This window comes from Kitasatospora sp. NPDC056273 (assembly GCF_042268845.1).
GTDB lineage: Bacteria > Actinomycetota > Actinomycetes > Streptomycetales > Streptomycetaceae > Kitasatospora.
Genome location: NZ_JBHJSJ010000075.1, coordinates 18570 through 35651 on the forward strand (window position 1 = coordinate 18570; position 17082 = coordinate 35651).

Annotated in this window: 15 protein-coding genes; 5 read left to right on the plus strand and 10 right to left on the minus strand. The window is 74.9% G+C overall.

Annotation, left to right across the window (positions count from 1 at the left end; genetic code table 11):
• Positions 1–118: 118 nt before the first annotated feature.
• Positions 119–2056 (plus strand): anthranilate synthase family protein, encoded by a 1938-nt coding sequence (locus ACFCY1_RS37700; RefSeq protein WP_074000902.1) that lies wholly within the window; start codon positions 119–121, stop codon positions 2054–2056.
• A 118-nt stretch (positions 2057–2174) separates the two neighbouring features.
• On the opposite strand, the gene ACFCY1_RS37705 is transcribed toward ACFCY1_RS37700, so the two are convergent.
• Genes ACFCY1_RS37705 through ACFCY1_RS37715 form a run of 3 tightly spaced genes read right to left on the minus strand, consistent with a single transcriptional unit; the run spans position 2175 to position 5000 of the window.
• A complete protein-coding gene (locus ACFCY1_RS37705) occupies positions 2175–2870 on the minus strand; it encodes a response regulator (RefSeq protein ID WP_375877455.1) in 696 nt (231 codons plus the stop codon).
• Positions 2867–4108 carry a MacS family sensor histidine kinase gene (gene macS / locus ACFCY1_RS37710; RefSeq protein WP_375877456.1) on the minus strand — a complete coding sequence of 414 codons (1242 nt, stop codon included), beginning with the start codon at positions 4106–4108 and terminating at the stop codon, positions 2867–2869. The genes ACFCY1_RS37705 and macS overlap by 4 nt, the downstream gene beginning before the upstream one ends.
• A 58-nt stretch (positions 4109–4166) precedes the next feature.
• Positions 4167–5000, minus strand: coding sequence for a lysophospholipid acyltransferase family protein (locus ACFCY1_RS37715; RefSeq protein WP_375877462.1), 834 nt, complete (start codon positions 4998–5000; stop codon positions 4167–4169).
• A 215-nt stretch (positions 5001–5215) separates the two neighbouring features.
• Here ACFCY1_RS37715 and ACFCY1_RS37720 point away from each other — a divergent pair, with 215 nt between their 5' ends.
• The gene (locus ACFCY1_RS37720) at positions 5216–6010 is read left to right on the plus strand and encodes an alpha/beta hydrolase (RefSeq protein WP_375877457.1); all 795 of its coding nucleotides are present in this window, start codon (positions 5216–5218) and stop codon (positions 6008–6010) included.
• Between the two features lie 10 nt (positions 6011–6020).
• Positions 6021–6779, plus strand: coding sequence for a hypothetical protein (locus tag ACFCY1_RS37725; RefSeq protein ID WP_053112481.1), 759 nt, complete (start codon positions 6021–6023; stop codon positions 6777–6779).
• Here the strand turns inward: ACFCY1_RS37725 and ACFCY1_RS37730 are convergent.
• The 5 genes from ACFCY1_RS37730 to ACFCY1_RS37750 all read right to left on the minus strand — a co-directional run bounded on the left by ACFCY1_RS37730 (position 6776) and on the right by ACFCY1_RS37750 (position 11088).
• A complete protein-coding gene (locus ACFCY1_RS37730) occupies positions 6776–7606 on the minus strand; it encodes an endonuclease/exonuclease/phosphatase family protein (protein WP_375877458.1) in 831 nt (276 codons plus the stop codon). The two genes, ACFCY1_RS37725 and ACFCY1_RS37730, sit on opposite strands and share 4 nt — an antisense overlap.
• A 134-nt stretch (positions 7607–7740) precedes the next feature.
• Complete coding sequence (locus ACFCY1_RS37735) at positions 7741–8685, minus strand: ROK family glucokinase (protein ID WP_049660648.1); 945 nt, start codon at positions 8683–8685, stop codon at positions 7741–7743.
• 191 nt (positions 8686–8876) lie between these two features.
• Complete coding sequence (locus ACFCY1_RS37740; RefSeq protein WP_375877459.1) at positions 8877–9305, minus strand: DUF5304 family protein; 429 nt, start codon at positions 9303–9305, stop codon at positions 8877–8879.
• A gap of 150 nt (positions 9306–9455) precedes the next feature.
• Positions 9456–10628, minus strand: coding sequence for an ArsA family ATPase (locus ACFCY1_RS37745; RefSeq protein WP_375877460.1), 1173 nt, complete (start codon positions 10626–10628; stop codon positions 9456–9458).
• Between the two features lie 25 nt (positions 10629–10653).
• Positions 10654–11088 carry an SRPBCC family protein gene (locus tag ACFCY1_RS37750; protein ID WP_049657553.1) on the minus strand — a complete coding sequence of 145 codons (435 nt, stop codon included), beginning with the start codon at positions 11086–11088 and terminating at the stop codon, positions 10654–10656.
• A 322-nt stretch (positions 11089–11410) separates the two neighbouring features.
• On the opposite strand from ACFCY1_RS37750, the gene ACFCY1_RS37755 reads away from it, so the two are divergent.
• Entirely contained in the window at positions 11411–13204 is a 1794-nt protein-coding gene (locus ACFCY1_RS37755) for a long-chain fatty acid--CoA ligase (RefSeq protein WP_117487455.1), read from the plus strand.
• Positions 13205–13266: 62 nt separating this feature from the next.
• On the opposite strand, the gene ACFCY1_RS37760 is transcribed toward ACFCY1_RS37755, so the two are convergent.
• Positions 13267–14403: a glycosyltransferase family 4 protein gene (locus ACFCY1_RS37760; RefSeq protein ID WP_049657557.1), complete on the minus strand. Its 1137-nt coding sequence runs from the start codon at positions 14401–14403 to the stop codon at positions 13267–13269.
• 216 nt (positions 14404–14619) lie between these two features.
• Between ACFCY1_RS37760 and ACFCY1_RS37765 the strand changes: the two genes are divergently transcribed.
• On the plus strand, positions 14620–15990 hold the full coding sequence (locus tag ACFCY1_RS37765; protein ID WP_079271759.1) for a glycosyltransferase 87 family protein: 1371 nt from the start codon (positions 14620–14622) through the stop codon (positions 15988–15990).
• An 18-nt stretch (positions 15991–16008) separates the two neighbouring features.
• Here ACFCY1_RS37765 and ACFCY1_RS37770 read toward each other — a convergent pair.
• Positions 16009–17082, minus strand: a 1074-nt coding sequence (locus ACFCY1_RS37770; protein WP_375877461.1) for a hypothetical protein, incomplete at its 5' end; no start/stop codon positions are given.

The window sequence follows — 17082 nt, forward strand, 5'->3', positions numbered from 1 at the left end:
TTCCTAGACGAACACGACGGCCGCCCCTCGGGGCGGCCGTCGGCGTCTGAGCAGACGGCCCTCCGGGAGCGGACCTTGCACCGCCTCTCACCAGTCCACCCGGAAGGAAGCCGTTCCCGTGACCACCGCTGTCGACCTGCTCGCCCGTCTCACCGGCCCCGATGCCCCCGCGTTCGCCCTGCTGCACCGCCGCACGCCCCGGCTCAGCCCGGACACCGTCGAGGTGCTGCTGGGCACCGTCGACAGCTACGAGCACCTCGCCGACCTGCCCGTACGCAGCGGCCCACCGGCCGGCGGCGGCCCGGTGCACGACCTGCTCGCGCTCGTCCCGTACCGCCAGATCCGCGAGCGCGGCTTCGAGGCGCACGACGACGACACCCCGCTCCAGGCCCTCTCGGTGACCGAGCAGCACGCCCTGCCGTTGGCCGAATTCACCTACGCCCTACCGAAGTTGCCGGTCTCACTTGCCGGTGGCGGGTTCGATGTGGACGACGACGCGTACGCCGCGATCGTCCGCCGGGTGATCCAGGACGAGATCGGGAACGGCGAGGGCGCCAACTTCGTCATCCGGCGCGACTTCCACGCGACGATGGAGGACTTCTCCCCCGAACTCGCGCTGACGCTCTTCCGGCGGCTGCTGGAGCAGGAGCGCGGCGCGTACTGGACCTTCCTGGTGCACACCGGCGACCGGGTCCTGGTCGGCGCCTCCCCCGAGGTGCACGTCCGGCAGAGCGGCGGCACCGTCGTGATGAACCCGATCTCCGGCACCTACCGCTACCCGGCCGGCGGCTCCGACCTCGACTCGCTGCTCCAGTTCCTGCACGACCCCAAGGAGTTGGAGGAGCTCACCATGGTCGTGGACGAGGAGCTCAAGATGATGTGCACGGTCGGCGACCTCGGCGGCCAGGTGCTCGGGCCCCGGCTCAAGGAGATGGCCCACCTCGCCCACACCGAGTACGAGCTGCGCGGGCGCACCTCGCTGGACGTCCGCGACGTGCTCCGCGAGACGATGTTCGCGGCCACCGTCACCGGCAGCCCGGTCGAGAACGCCACCCGGGTGATCAAGCGCTACGAGCCCACCGGACGCGGCTACTACTCCGGCGCGCTCGCCCTGATCGGCCGCGCCGCCAGCGGCGGGCAGCTGCTGGACTCGCCGATCTGCATCCGCACCGCCGACATCGACCCGGCCACCGGCCGACTGGTCGTCCGGGTCGGCGCCACCCTGGTGCGCCACTCCGTCCCGGAGTCCGAGGTCGCCGAGACCCACGCCAAGGCCGCCGGCGTGCTCACCGCGATCGGCGCCCGGCCCGCGCCCACCCGGCTGCCCCACCCGACCGGGCCCCGGCTCGCCGACGACCACCGGGTGCAGGCCGCCCTGGACTCCCGCCGGGCCGACCTCGCGCCGTTCTGGCTGCGGATGCAGCAGCCGGCCGAGATCACCGAGGCCGAGCCGACCCTGGTCGTGGACGGCGAGGACACCTTCACCTCGATGCTCTCCCACCTGCTCGGCTCGCTCGGCCACCGGGTGACGGTGGCCCGCTACGACGAGCCGGGGCTGCGCGAACGGGTCGCGGCGCACCGGGGCGCGCTGGTGCTCGGCCCCGGCCCGGGCGACCCGGCGCTCGCCGACGACCCCAAGATGGTGCTGCTGCGGCCGATCGTCGCGGACGCGCTGGCCGCCGTCCGCTCCGGCGCCCGCACCTCACCGCTGCTCGCGGTCTGCCTGAGCCACCAGCTGCTGGCCGCCGAACTGGGGCTCCCGCTGGGCCGCAAGGCCGTCCCGTACCAGGGGGCGCAGGAGCGCATCGACCTGTTCGGCGCCAAGCGCACGGTCGGCTTCTACAACACCTTCACCGCGCGCTGCTCGGAGGCCGACGCGGCGCGGCTCCTCGGCGAGGGCGTCGAGGTCTCCCGGGACGCCGCCACCGGCGACGTGCACGCGCTGCGCGGGCACGGCTTCGCAGGGCTCCAGTTCCACCCGGAGTCGGTGCTCACCCGTGACGGGGTCGGCATCGTGGCGGGCCTGCTGCGCGAGGCGACGGCCGCGCTGCGCTGAGCCGGCGGCGCGGCCCCGGGCGGATGTGCCCCGCCCGGGGCCGCGCCGTCGAACCGGGCCGCGCCGTCGCACCGGGCACCGCCGTCCGACGGGGCGGCGGCGCGGGGCCGGGCGGCGCTCAGATCTCGTCGTCCAGGCCCTGCTCGATGGCGTACCGGACCAGCTCCACCCGGTTGTGCAACTGCAGCTTCCCGAGCGTGTTCTGCACGTGGTTCTGCACCGTCCGGTGCGACAGCACCAGCCGGTCGGCTATCTGCCGGTACGACAGCCCCTTGGCCACCAGCCGCAGCACCTCCGTCTCCCGGGCGGTCAGCTGCGGGGCGGCCGGTGCCGAGGCCGGGGCCGGCTCGGAGGCCAGCCGACGGAACTCGCCGAGCACCAGGCCGGCCAGGCCCGGGGTGAACACCGCGTCGCCGACGGCCGTGCGGCGCACCGCGTCCAGCAGCTCCTCCCGCCCGGCCGACTTCACCAGGTAGCCGGTCGCGCCGGACTTCACCGCCTCCAGCACGTCCTGGTGCTCGCCGCTGGCCGACAGCACCAGCACCCGGACCGCCGGGTCGTGCGCGACAACCTGGCGGCACACCTCCGCGCCGGACAGGCTGGGCAGGTTGAGGTCCAGCACGACCACCTGCGGCGTGCAGGCACGGGCCCGGCGCACGGCCTCCTCGCCGTCGCCCGCGGTGGCCACCACGTCCAGTCCGGCCTCGGCGAGGTCGCGCGAGACGGCGTCCCGCCACATCGGGTGGTCGTCCACCACCATCACCCGCACCGGCCGGTCGGCGGTCGGCTGATCGGTCATCGGCTGGTCGGTCATGGAGTGGCCTTCCTCGGGACGCGCAGTTCGACCTCGACGCCCTCCCCGGGCGCCGAGTACAGCTCGGCCGTGCCGCCGAGGTCCAGCAGCCGGCCGCGGATGGACTGGGAGACGCCGAGCCGGCCGGCCTGCTCCGCCTCGCCGAGCCGGCCGGGGGCGAAGCCGGGGCCGTCGTCGCGGATGCTGACCGTGACGGCCTCCGGCTCGTCCTCGACCAGGATCCAGGCCCGGGCCCGCTCCCCCGCGTGCTTGCGCACGTTGTCGACGGCGGCGCCGACCGCCGCCGCGAGCTCGCCCGCCGCCGCACCGGGCAGCGGCACCGGGGTGCCGGGGGCGGAGAGCGTGATCCGCTCGTCCGCGTACGGGCGCAGCAGCGCGGTGAGGTCGCGCGGGGCGTCCGGGTCCGGCGGCTCGGCGGCGTCGGACCGCGGCGCGCGCTGCTCCGGCAGCGGACCGCCCGTCATCAGGGCCCGCAGCGCGCGCTCCTGTTCACCGGCCAGCCGGCCGAGCTCGGCGAAGTCCGTACCGGAGCCCGTCCCGCCGCCCGGCTCCGTACCGCTCAGCTCCGCGCCGCGCCGCTGGACCAGGGCGAGCACCTGGAGCACGCCGTCGTGGATGTCCCGGGAGAGCCGCTCGCGCTCCCGGGTGGCCGCCTCGACCTGGAGCGCCCGGGTGAGGGTGGCCTCGCTGCCCCGGGCCAGCTCGATCACGTAGCCGATCGCGCAGCCGGCCACCATCAGCAGCACGATGTTGTGGATGTTGTCGCCGCTCGGCCCGCCGTGGCCGAGGATGTTGGCGACGCCGATCACCGAGCCCGAGGCCGCCGCCGGGCGCCAGCCGCCCTTCGCGGCGAAGCCCAGCACCGTGCCGGCCGCCCAGATGGTCGGCAGGGTGGGCGCGCCGTGGCTGATCCGGGCCGGGGAGTCGGTCATGCCGCTCATCACGATGCCGGTGACGGCGAGGGCGAGGTCGGTGCCCAGGACGAACCGGGTGCAGCGCTGCGGGTTGGCGAAGGCCCGGGTGCTGGCCAGGGTCCACAGGGTCAGCGCGCCGAGGAAGATCCAGCCGGCCACCGGGTGCAGGAAGTGCAGGTACGAGTTGAAGTACCGCAGCAGCGCGTAGCACAGGGCCAGCACCCGGAAGTAGGAGATCGCCTTCCAGAGCGGGAGTTCGACGGACATGCCGCCGACCGCCACCGTGCCGCCGACCGCGCCGGCTCTGCCGCCGTCGTCCGTCATCCGCCCCGCCCCTCCCCGGGCCGGTCCGGACGGCCGCTCGGAGCGGCCGCCCGGACGCCTACTCCGGCTTCTCCGCGGTGCCCGCCCCGGCGGACTTCTCGGCCTCGGCCGCCTTCTCCGCCTCGGCGACCCGCTCGGCCTTCTCCGCCTTCTCGGCCTCGGCCGCCTCCGCCTTCTCCGCCTTGGCGGCGGCCCGGCGCTCGGCGTCGGCCTTCTTCTTGTCCTCGGCGATCTGCCGCTTGGCGGCGGTCGCGTAGATGTCCACGTACTCCTGGCCGGAGAGCCGCATGATCTCGTACATCACCTCGTCCGTCACCGAACGGAGGATGAAGCGGTCGTTCTCCATGCCGTGGTAGCGGGAGAAGTCCAGCGGGCGGCCGATCCGGATGCCGGGGCGGATGCCGAAGTTGGGGACCACCTGGCCGGGCGGCTGCACCTTCTCGGTGTCGATCATGGCGACCGGGATCACCGGGGCGCCGGTGGCCAGCGCGACGCGGGCCAGGCCGCCGACCTTGCCGCGGTACAGCTTGCCGTCGGGCGAACGGGTGCCCTCGGGGTAGACGCCGAACAGCTCGCCCTCCTCCAGCACCGCGATCGCGCTGCGGATCGCGGCCTCGCCGGCGCCGCGCACGCCCGAGCGGTCCACCGGCAGCTGGCCGACGCCCTTGAAGAACGCGGCGGTCAGCCGGCCCTTGAGGCCCGGGGTGTTGAAGTACTCGGCCTTCGCGATGAAGGTGACCCGGCGCTTGATCAGCGCGGGGAAGAAGAACGAGTCCGAGAAGGACAGGTGGTTGCTCGCGATGATCGCCGCACCCTCGGTGGGGATGTTCTCCTCGCCCTCGATCCAGGGCCGGAAGAAGATCCGAAGCAGTGGCGCGACGATCATCTTCATCAGTCGGTAGAACAACCCGGGCCTCCTGTTATGCGGACCGGTCGATCCTAATGCCCCGCGGCCGCCCGCTGTGCCCGGCCCCGCCGAAGCGGCCGTACCCGGCCTGCTCGTAGGGGGTGTACGACCCGGCGCGGAGCGTGGGACGATGCGAATTCGCAGCACCTCCCCTCCAGCGTCCCCTCCCCCAGCGCCACCCGCCCGCGAAGGAGTCCGCCATGCCGTTGCTGCCCGGTGCCGAGCCGTACCGCCACCGCGGCGGACCGGTGGGGGTGCTGCTCTGCCACGGCTTCACCGGCTCGCCGCAGTCGCTGCGGCCGTGGGCCGACGAGCTGGCGGCGGCCGGTTGCACCGTGTCGCTGCCGCTGCTGCCCGGGCACGGCACCCGCTGGCAGGACATGCAGCTCACCCGCTGGGAGGACTGGTACGCCGAGGTCGAGCGGGAGCTGCTGGCGCTCGCCGAGGAGTGCGAGCAGGTCTTCGTCTGCGCGCTGTCGATGGGCGGCGCGCTGGCGCTGCGGCTCGCGGCGCTGCACGGGCCGACGGTCTCCGGCCTGGTGCTGGTCAACCCGTCGGTGCGCTCGGACACCCCCGCGAGCGCGCTGCTGCCGGTGCTGCGCCACCTGGTCCCCAGCCTGCCCGGGGTCGCCAATGACATCGCCCGGGTCGGCGTGACCGAGGTCGGCTACGACCGCACCCCGCTGCACGCCGCCTGGTCGCTGAGCCTGCTGTGGCGGGAGGTCCAGCGGCTGCTGCCGGAGGTGACCCAGCCGGTGCTGCTCTTCCACAGCCCGCAGGACCACGTCGTCTCGCCGGCCAACTCGGAACTGGTGCTGGCCCGGATATCCTCGACGGACGTGACGGAGCGGCTGTGCCAGCGCAGCTTCCACGTCGCGACGCTGGACCACGACGCGGCGGAAATATTCGCGGCCGGCCAGGACTTCATCCGACGGCTGGCTCCCGCGCACGCGGCGGGCGTCACCCGGGTCGAATCCGACGATCACCATGGCTGAAGGGCCGGAAGTGCACGAGAGCAGCACGGCGGGCGGCGGGGACGAGACTCCCCGCGAGGACGGCGCGACCAAGGACGGCGGGACGAACGCGGCCGCCCCGGGCGGTGCGCCGACGGACCGTACGGGCCCGGACGGCACCCCGACGCCCCCGCCCGTCCAGGACGTCGCCGGGGGCTCCGCCGGGAACACCGCCGAGGGCGCCCCGGGGGAGGCCGCCGAACGCCGCCCGCGCCGCGCGCCCGAGCGCAGCCAGGCCGAGCAGGACGCGATCTTCGCCGCCCTGGTGGCCCAGTTCGACGACCCGGTCGACCTCAACAACCCGAACTGGCCCGAGGTCGAGAACCTCCGGGCGCAGAACGAGCTCAAGGGCGGCCACAAGGAGGGCGGCCCCGGCGGTCGCGGCGACCAGGACGACCTCTCCGACCTCGCCCCCCAGCCCCGCCCCCGCTCCGGCCGGCCGGTGATGCCGGCGGGCGGCGCGGGCCCGCGCGACTTCGAGCTGGCCGAGGAGACCGACGAGGGCCACTTCGTCCCGCCGGAGCCCCCGCCGCTGCCGCCCGCCGACGTGACCGCCAAGTTCGCCTGGCTGGCGGTGCTCGGCGGCCCGGCGCTGCTGCTGGTCGACGCGGTGGTCTGGCGGGAGATCTCCGGCTGGCCCGCCTGGGTGGGGATCACCGCCTTCCTCGGCGGCTTCGTCACCCTGGTCGCGCGGATGAAGGACCGTGACGAGGACGAGCCGGAGGACCCGGACCACGGCGCCGTCGTCTAGCCGTCCGTCCGGCCGCCCGTCGCGCTGTCCGGTCGGCCGGGCGGCAGTTCGAGGACGGCGAGCACCGGCAGGTGGTCGGTCGCGGCCCGCAGGTCGGCCTCGGTGACACCGGGCAGCCCGTGCGGCACCCCGCAGCCGAGGACGGTGATCCCGGGCGTGGCGAAGACGGCGTCGATCCGCTGGTAGGGGTGCTCCGGCACGGAGGTGAACTCGCCTCCCCAGGGCGCGGTCGGGTACCCGTCCTGGAGCCGGGAGGCCAGCAGCCGCCAGCCCGGCCCGTCCGGGTGCTCGTTGAAGTCCCCTGCCACGATGCCGAGTTCGGTGATCCCGAGCTGGTCGAGCAGCAGCTCGAACTGCCCGTACCGCTCCTCCTGGTCCAGGCTGAGGTGGCAGCTGGTGACGGTGAACGGCGCCGTGCCGGGCAGCCGCAGCAGCGCGCCGGCGAAGCCCCGGGCGTGCAGGCCGCGGGTCTTGGGCAGCAGCCGGTCGTGCACCCCCAGCAGCTCCACCGCGCCGGGCCGGCCGAGCAGCAGCGGGCCCGCGGCGGTGCGGCCGCCGCCGGCCAGGACGGCCGTCCCCGTGCTCCGGGCCAGCCAGGCGGCCTGGCCCTCGGGCCGCCAGTAGCGCGGGGACTCCTGGACGCAGACCAGGTCGGGCTCGCAGGCCCGGATCACCCGGGCCAGCGCCCGCCGGTCGTCGCGCAGCGAGCGGATGTTGTAGCTGAGCAGGCGCAGCCGGCCCGGGCCGGGCGGCGGCAGCGGCTCGGCCCGTACGGCGGTCGCGGCGGCGGGCCCGGCCTCGGCGGCGGTCGTGGTCGCGGCGCTCATGGTCCTCCCCTGGGCGGTCACCGGAACGCTCCGACCGTACGCGGCCGGGCCGGGACGTGCGACGGCGGCGGCGCGTCCGGGAGCGGTCGGGGCCCGGTCGCACCGCCGCCGGCGGGCTCGAAGGGGTACGGCGGTTACGGGACGCGGGCGAGGTCCGCCGCGCCGACGATGCCGGCGGCGGAGCCCATCGAGGCCAGCACGACCTCGGCGCGCGGCCGGTGCACCCCGCCGGTCAGGTAGTGCTCGAAGGCCTTGGCGACCGGGTCGAGCAGCAGTCGGCCGGAGTCGGAGACGCCGCCGCCGAGCACGAAGACGGCCGGGTCGAACAGCGCGGCGAGGTCGGCCATGCCGCGGCCCAGCCAGTCGGACAGCTCGGCGTAGCACTCCAGGGCGAGCGGGTCGCCCTCCTCGGCGGCCTGGGTGATGTGGATGCCGCGGATGGTCTCGGCCACGCCGTCGTTGAGCTCCAGCATCCGGTGGCCGCGCTGCGGGTCGGCGGCGGCCTTCTCCCGGCCGTAGCGGCGCAGCGCGCGCCCGGAGCCGTACTGCTCCCAGCAGCCCTTGCCGCCGCAGCCGCAGGCCAGGCCGTCGGGGACCATGTTGAGGTGGCCGATCTCGCCGGCCACGCCGAAGCGGCCGCGGTGCAGCCGGCCGTCCAGGACGATGCCGCCGCCGATGCCGGTGCCGACGGTGATCAGCACCATGTCCTGGTGGTCGGCGGCCGCGCCGAAGCGGAACTCGGCCCAGGCCGCGCAGTTGGCGTCGTTCTCGACGACGGTGGACAGGCCGGTGAGCTCCTCGACCCGCCCGCGCAGCGGCTCGTTCTCCCAGTCGATGTTGGGGGCGAAGATCACCGTGGAGCGGTTGCTGTCGACGAAGCCGGGGGCGCCGACGCCCACCGCGGTGACGTCGGGGTGCTCCTCCTTGAGCTCGCGCACGGCCTGCGCGATGGCGTCGACCGCCCACTGCGGGTCGGCCGGGGTGGGCACCCTGGTCCGGGCCAGGATCGCGCCCGCCTCGTCGACCACGCCTGCCGCGATCTTGGTCCCGCCGACATCGACGCCGATGGTCAGAGCCATGTGTCCCTCAGCTATTCACTCGTTCCGCTGGACGGAACGCTACCGCCCAACCCGGCCCCCGTACACAGCCTCGCATACATTATCCGAAGACAACTCTGGGCCGACGCGGCCGGGATGCTTCAAAAGTCGTATCTAATCTCCTTCTTCGTGACGTACGAGAGCAGCTCGATCACCCTCCGGAAGTCACGGTTTCACTGCTTGGCGGACGGCCCGTCAGCCTCGTCAAAGCCGGAGCCACGGCCGCCGTCGCCGTCGCCGTCGAGGTCGAGGTCGATCTTCTCCGTCGGCGCGCCCTGCCCGGCGGTCCAGCGGCTCTCGTGCCCGGCCACGGCGGCGCGGTAGGCGGCCAGCAGCTCACTGCCCGCGGCGGCGAGCCCGGTGCCGGCGGCGGCGAGGTGGGAGTAGACCTCCGGCTGCTGGGTGCGCAGCTTGTCGGCTAGCCCGGAGAGGGTGATCAGGGTGGTGGCGCTCGCCTCCTGGGCCTTGTCGCCGAGCGCACCGGCGAACCGGCGCACCTCGTCCACCAGCGGGCCCAGCTCCGGGCCGAACGGGTGCCCCTGGCCGCCCTGCTCGCCGTCCGGCCGGCCGCCGGGCTCGGTGCGGTCGTCGGTGCTGGTCATCGCGGGCGCCTCCTCAGCCGTGGCCGCACCCCGCGGCCCTCCGGCCCGACGCTACCCGACCGGCCGGGCCGCCCGGAAAGCCGCCGAACCCGGTCCAGGACCCGCCGGAGCCCCGACCGAATCCCGCCGGTCCCCCCGCCGAACCCCCCGTCAGCCCCGGGGCCAGAGCGCCGGGTCCGGCGCGAACCGCACCGAGAGCACGCCGTCGTGCAGCCCCGCCCCGGCCACCGTGCAGCGGCGCAGCGCGGACGGCAGGGTCAGCACCCGGCGGTGGGTGCCGACCCCGACGACCAGGTCGTCGCCCCGGCGGACCAGGTCCAGCTCGGAGCGGTCGGCGCCGGGCAGGTCGAGGTGCCAGACCAGCAGGCCCTCCTCGGCGAGCCGGTCCTCGACCGGCCAGGGCTCGGGGGCGAGCCGCCCGGGCCCGTCCCCGTCGCCGTAGAGCCGGTCGGCGACGGCCTCCAGGGTGGCGTCGTCCAGGCCGGCGACCAGCACCGGGGCGTCGGTCTCGGCGGCGAGCCCGGTCAGCTCCTCCTGCCGGCGGCGGGCCAGGGCGGCCAGCCACGGGTCGGGCGAGGAGGCGGCGGCCGCGGGCAGCGCGCCGTGCACCACCACGGCGTCCGGCCGGTGCCCGTGCAGGGCGAGCCCGGCCCGGATCCGGCGCAGCTCCGTGTACGGGTGGCCGTCCGCCCGGACGACCAGCCGGACGCTGGTGCCGGGGTCGGTGAGCGCGGCGCGGGACTCGGCCAGTGCCGCGGCGGCCTTGGTGCGCCCCTCGTACAGCCAGTCGGCGGGCATCGGGACGCCGGCCAGCCCGGCCAGCAGCGGGCGCAGCGCCCGGGCGGCCTGCCGCTGCTCGGGGACGAGCCGGTCCAGGTAGCGGGCGAGCTGTTCGGGCAGGGCGAGGGCGGCGATCAGCTCGGCGGGCGGCGGGGCGAGCACGACCAGGACGTCCTGGTCGGCGGCGGGCAGGGCGCGCAGCAGGGCGAGCCGGGCGATGCCGGGGAGGGCGGTGAGCTCCTCGGGGTCGAGCTGTTCGGCGCCGAGCAGGTCGAGGGCGGGCTTGAGCCGGCCGGTGAGCGCGCCGACGGCGTAGCGGAAGGCGGCCTGCTCGTCGATCCGGGAGACGGTCAGGCCCGGTGCGTGGTGGAGCGGTTCGGGCTCCAGCCGGGTGCCGAGGGCGGAGTCCAGGGCACGGTGCGGGTCGTCGGCGGCCAGCAGCCAGGTGCGGTGGCCGCGCCGGGCGGCGTGCAGGGCGGTGGCGGCGGCCACCGTGGGTGCGCCAGCGTCGCCGCTGACCAGGATGGTGCGTGTCGCCGTCATGCCGTCCGGCCCCCGTTCGGTCGTGTCAGCCTTCGACGCGCTTCTTCAGACCGGCCAGGGCGCGGTCGATGATGACCTTCTCGGCCTTGCGCTTGATCATGCCGAGCATCGGGATCTTGACGTCCACGGCGAGCTGGTAGGTCACCTCGGTGCGGCCGCCGGCGAGCGGGGCGAGGGTGTAGGAGCCGTCCAGCGAGCGGAGCATCTGGCTGCGGACGAGGGTCCAGGAGACCTCGCGGTCGCCGTCCCAGGTGTAGGCGAGGACGTGCTCGTCGCGGATGGCGCCGGCGTCGAGCAGCAGCCGGACCTCGGCGGCGCGGCCGTCCTCGCCGGTGCCGAGGACCTCGATCTCCTTGACCTCGCCGGTCCAGGCCGGGTAGGCGGCGAAGTCGGCGATCACCGCCATGACCGTGGCCGGGGTCGCGTCGATGGTGATGCTCGACCTGGTGTGCTCCGCCATGGAATGGCCCTCCGCCTCGTCCATCTGCCTGCCGGTCCGGCCGGGGCGCGCTCGGCCCGGTCCGCCCGGAGCAGGCTATCGCGCCCGGTGGGCGGCGCGGCGGCGCGGGGCGGCCGAGGTGCGGGCGGGCGCCGGGCGGGCGGGCATGTTACCGGCCGGTCGCCCTGCGCTGTCGTAGGGTGCCATTCGAACGACCCGGTCACGGCCAGGTCGGACCCGGCCGGGTGTGACACTTCGAACACCGGAGCCGACCCCCTGGTCGAAGCTGCCTACCGGGCAGTAACGTCCTGCCGTCCCGCAGCGTCGCGAACGAGGAGCAGTCTTGCTCGACTTCAGCCTTCCGGCCCTCTACCAGGTACCGAGCGGCGGCAACCTCGCCGACCCGGTGCACCGGAACGCCGAGGAGCACCCGGACGTCGCCGTGCTCAGCCGCAAGGTGGACGGCCACTGGCAGGAGTTGACGTCGGTCCAGTTCCTGGCCGAGGTGCACGCCGCCGCGAAGGGCCTGATCGCCGCGGGCATCGAGCCCGGCGACCGGGTGGCCGTCATGTCCCGCACCCGCTACGAGTGGACGCTGCTGGACTTCGCGATCTGGACGGCCGGCGCGATCGTCGTACCGGTGTACGAGACCTCCTCCGCCGAGCAGGTCGAGTGGATCCTCGGCGACTCCGGCGCGGTCGCCGTGATCACCGAGACCGACCAGCACGTCGGGGTGGTCGCCGAGGTCCGCGACCGGCTGCCCGGGCTGGAGCACACCTGGCAGATCGACGGCGGGGCGATCGCCGCGCTGGCCACCGCCGGGCAGGACGTCCCGGACGCGACCGTCCACGAGCGCCGCCGGACCGCCGGCCCCGACGACATCGCCACCATCGTCTACACCTCGGGCACCACCGGCCGCCCGAAGGGCTGCCAGCTGACCCACGGCAACTTCCTGGCCGAGTGCGGCAACGTGGTCGAGCGCCTGGCCCCGCTGTTCCACACCGGCGAGAGCTCCGTGCTGCTCTTCCTGCCGCTGGCCCACGTGTTCGCCCGGATCGTCGAGATCGCCCCGATCATGGCGCCGATCAAGCTCGGCCACGTCTCCGACGTCCGGAACGTCACCGCCGAGCTGGCCTCCTTCAAGCCGACCCTGATCCTGGGCGTGCCCAGAGTGTTCGAGAAGGTCTACAACACCGCCCGCGCCAAGGCCCAGGCCGACGGCAAGGGCAAGATCTTCGACAAGGCCGCCGACACCGCGATCGCCTACAGCCGGGCGCTGGACGCGGGCGGCGCGGGCCTGGTCCTGCGGCTCAAGCACGCCGTCTTCGACAAGCTGGTCTACAGCAAGCTGCGCGCCGCGCTCGGCGGCCGGGCCACCCACGCCATCTCCGGCGGCGCCCCGCTCGGCGAGCGCCTGGGCCACTTCTACCGCGGCATCGGCTTCACCGTCCTGGAGGGCTACGGCCTGACGGAGACCTGCGCCGCCACCGCCTTCAACGAGTGCGCCAAGCCGAAGATCGGCACGGTCGGCCAGCCGACGCCCGGCTGCTCCGTCCGGATCGCCGAGGACGGCGAGGTCCTCCTCAAGGGCCCGCACATCTCCACCGGCTACTGGAACAACCCGCAGGCCACCGCGGACGCCTTCAAGGACGGCTGGTTCGCCACCGGGGACCTCGGCTCGCTGGACTCCGAGGGCTACCTGACGATCACCGGCCGCAAGAAGGAGATCATCGTCACGGCCGGCGGCAAGAACGTCGCCCCGGCCGTGATCGAGGACCGGATCCGGGCCCACGCCCTGGTCGGCGAGGTCATGGTGGTCGGCGACCGCAAGCCCTTCATCGCCTGCCTGATCACCGTCGACCCGGACTTCTTCCCGAAGTGGAAGGAGCTCAACGGCAAGCCCGCCGACGCCACCGTCGCCGACCTCGCCGCCGACCCGGACCTGCTGGCCGCCCTCCAGAGCGCGGTGGACGACGGCAACGCGGCCGTCTCGCACGCCGAGGCGGTCAAGAAGTTCCGCCTGCTGGACACCGAGTTCTCCGAGGAGAGCGGCCACCTGACGCCCTCGCTCAAGCTCAAGCGCAACGTCGTGCTGAAGGACTACGCCGCCGAGATCGAGGCCCTGTACCGGAAGTAGGGCCGCACCGGTACGCCGAAGGGCCCCGGGGTGACTCCCCGGGGCCCTTCGGCGTACCCGCGTCAGCCGGCCAGCAGCGAGGTCAGCCGCCCGGCCAGCAGGTCCCAGCGCCAGGAGCGCTCCACCCAGCGCCGCCCGGCCTCGCCCATCCGCCGCCGCAGCTCCTCGTCGCGCAGCAGCCGTACGATCCGCTCGGCCGCCGCCGGGGCCGAGCCGCCGGGCACCACGTACCCGGTCTCGCCCTCCAGCACCGCGTCCGGCGCGCCGCCGGAGTCCCCCGCGACCACCGGCAGGCCGGTCGCCGAGGCCTCCAGGTAGACGATGCCCAGGCCCTCGACGTCCAGCCCCCCGCGCCGGGTGCGGCACGGCATCGCGAAGACGTCCCCGGCCCCGTAGTGGGCGGGCAGCTCCTCCCACGGCACCGAGCCGGTGAACCGCACCGAGTCCCGTACGCCCGTGGCGTCCGCGAGCTTCTCCAGGTCCGCCCGGTACGGGCCGCCGCCGACGATCAGCAGCACCGCGTCCGGCACGTCGGCGAGGATCTGCGGCATCGCCTCGATCAGGGTGTCCTGGCCCTTGCGGGGCACCAGGCGGGAGACGCAGACCACCACCGGCCGGTCCGCCAGCCCGAGCCGACGGCGCACCTCGGCGCCCCCGGAGCCCGGGTGGAAGGTCGTCTCGTCCACGCCCGGCGGCAGCTGGACCATCCGGGCCGCGGCCTGCGGCCCGACCGCGGCGGCGATCCGGGAGCGGGTGTACTCGCCCAGGTAGGTCAGCACGTCGGTGCCCGCGCCGATCCGGCGCAGCAGCTGCCGGGAGACCGGCAGCTGGGCCCAGGCGGCCTCGTGCCCGTGGGTCATGCCGAGCAGCCGCCCGGCGCCGGCCCGGCGCAGCGCGGGCGCCATCAGGCCGAGCGGGGCGGCGGCGCCGAACCAGACCGAGTCGCACTTCTCCGCGCGCAGGATCTCGGCGGCCCGCCGGGTGACCCGCGGTGTGGGAACCATCACCTTCGTCCGGTCCCGGATCACCGGGAACGGCTGCTCGGCGTCGAACCGGGCCACCTCGGTGCCGTCCCGCCAGGTCGAGGCGTAGACCACGACACTGCCTGCGGGCTGACGCACGGCCATGTTGTGCACGAAGGCCTGGATGCCACCGGGGCGGGGCGGGAAGTCGTTGGTGACGATCAAGGTTCTGTGCATCAGGCCACGGCTCGCTCGGTCGGGGGGTGCGCGGTGTACCGCTGGGTGATCCGTACGATAGGTCAACACCATGACCCACCGGGAACGGAACCGCGCACGGCAACCGTTTGACCCCCGGGTCAGTCCTAGTACCTAGGCCGTCGTCCAGCACGCGGCCCGGGCGTCCGTCGGTACGACGCCTCCGGTGGGGACGTCCGAGACGAACGAGGGAGCGCAGTGGAATTGGCCCCGGCCACCGAGCCCGGTTCTTCGCGCGGCCGCCTCGGCCGCCCGCTCGGGGCGCTCGCCGCGCTCGGCGCGACCTGGGTCGCCACCCGCGCCCTGCTGGTGCTGCTGGCGACGGGTGTGCTGAAGGCGCCCGGCGGCGACGTCACGGCGGACGTCTGGATGATCTACCACGCCTGGTACGGCGTGCTCCAGACCGGCACCTTCCCGTTCGACGACGTGACCTGGCAGTACCCGCCGGGCGCCGCCCTGGTGATCCTGCTGCCGGGCCTGCTGCCCTGGTCGTACCTGGTCTCGTTCTGGGTGATCTGCGGGATCGCCGACGCCGCCGCGGCCGCGCTGCTGGTGCGCACCGGCCTGCGCCGGGGCCGGGCGCTGACCGGCGCCTGGATGTGGGTGGTGGGCGTCCCGCTGCTCGGCCCGATGATCTACAACCGCTTCGACGTCATCGTCACCGCGGTCGCCCTGGCCGGCCTGCTGGCGCTGATCCGCCGCCCGGCGGTCGGCGGGCTGCTGCTGGGCCTGGGCGGCATCGTCAAGATCTGGCCGCTGATCGGCCTGATCGGCACCCCCTCGGGCCGCCGCACCCGCCGCTCCTGGACGCTGGCGGCGGCCACCGCCGTCTCGATCGGCTTCCTGCTGACGGCCGGGATGAACGGCGCCTTCGAGTTCCTGGCGTTCCAGAAGGACCGCGGCATCGAGGTGGAGTCGCTCGGCGCGCTGCCGCTGCACTTCGCCCGGATCGCCGACGCCTGGGACGGCAAGGTCACCATGAACTACGGCTCCCCCGAGATGCTCGGGCCGTGGGTCGACGTGATCAGCAAGGTCATGCTGGCCGGCACCCTGCTGGGCTTCGCCTGGCTGCTGCTGTGGCGCTACACCTCCAAGCGCCGCAGCGCGGCCACCATGTACGACGCCGCGCTGTGCGCGCTGCTGATCTTCGTGGTGACCAGCCGGGTGATCAGCCCGCAGTACCTGGTCTGGCTGGTCGGCGTCGCGGCGGTCTGCCTGACCGTGCGCAACAGCAGCCAGCGGCCGGTGGCGGTGCTGATCCTGCTCGCCTGCCCGCTGACCCTGGTCGAGTTCCCGACCATGTTCACCCAGGTCCTGGCCAGCGAGCCGGCGGCGGTCGCCGTCCTGGCCGCGCGCAACCTGCTGCTGCTGGCCGCCGCCGTGCTCTCCTGCGTACGGCTCTGGCGCTCCACCCGCGGCGAGGCGCCGCTGCCGCCGACCGTGGTGCTGGACCGCGAGCCCGCCGCGCTGCCGTCCGCCGGCTACCCGGTGCGCCCGGGCATCGCCTACGAGCAGGACCTGCTGGACGGCATCGACCACCCGGGCACCCCGGCCGAACAGCGCCGCTGACCTGCCCTCCGCGGCCGGTCAGCCCTTCAGCGCCGCCACCTGCTCCAGCCAGAGCCGGGTGAACTCCGCCAGGCCGACGCCCAGTTCGCGGCGCATCAGCCGGTCGGTGCGGCGCTCCCGGTCCTCGCCCTGCCCGTCGGCCGCGCCGATCGCCCGGTAGAAGGCGACCAGCCGCTGCGGCCCGTGGGTGCGGCCGATCAGCTCGCAGGCCAGCCAGGACTGCTCGTAGGCCTGGGCGATGCCGGTGGCCCCGGCGGCGAAGTCCCGGTCGGCGGGCAGCGCGGCGGGCAGCTTCCCGGCGGCCACGTCCCGGGCCAGCTCGGGCGCGATCTGCTGCGGGCCGCGGCCCGAGTCCCGGTACGCCGTCCAGTCGGCGACGCCCTCGGAGAGCCACAGCGGGGTCCAGGCCCTGGTGTCGTCCCTGGTCGCGACGTGGGTGGCCTCGTGGGTGACCACCACCTGGCGGCCGAAGCCGCTGAGCCGCCCGTACGCCTCCGGGTTGACCAGCACCCGGTCCGCCGGGGTGTGCCAGGGCGCGCCGGGGGCGGCCACGGTGACCGCCGCCATGCCCGTCCAGCCGGCCGGGTCGCCCTCCAGCAGCCGGGCGAACTGCTCCTCGGTGGCCGGCCGCTCCAGCAGCAGCCGCTCCGGCCAGGCGCCGCCCCAGACCTCGGTGACGGCGGGCACCGCCCGGTCCCCCACCGCGACCAGCTCGGCCTGGTCGGGTCCCGCGGCCGGCCCGACCACCAGGCAGTGCGCGCCCGGCGACGACCGGAGCGGCCCGAAGTCCCATGGCGCGGGCGGCCCGGACGCGCTCTCCTCGCGCTCGACCCGCCAGCCGTCCCCGGCCCGTACCAGCCCGATCCGGCGCGGGTACACCACCGGGTGCTCGTCGTACCCGGCGATCCGCACCGCCAGGTCGGCGGCGGCGGTCACCCGCTCCCCGCCGGCGGCGCCGAGCACCAGGTTGCGGTACCCGGCCTCGGCCACCGGCAGCCCGGCCCAGGGCGGGGCCGAGCGCGCCCGCTCCGCCAGCGCGGCGGCCACCTCGGCGCGCCGGTCCACCGGCCGCGCCGCGGGCGCCGGCGGGGC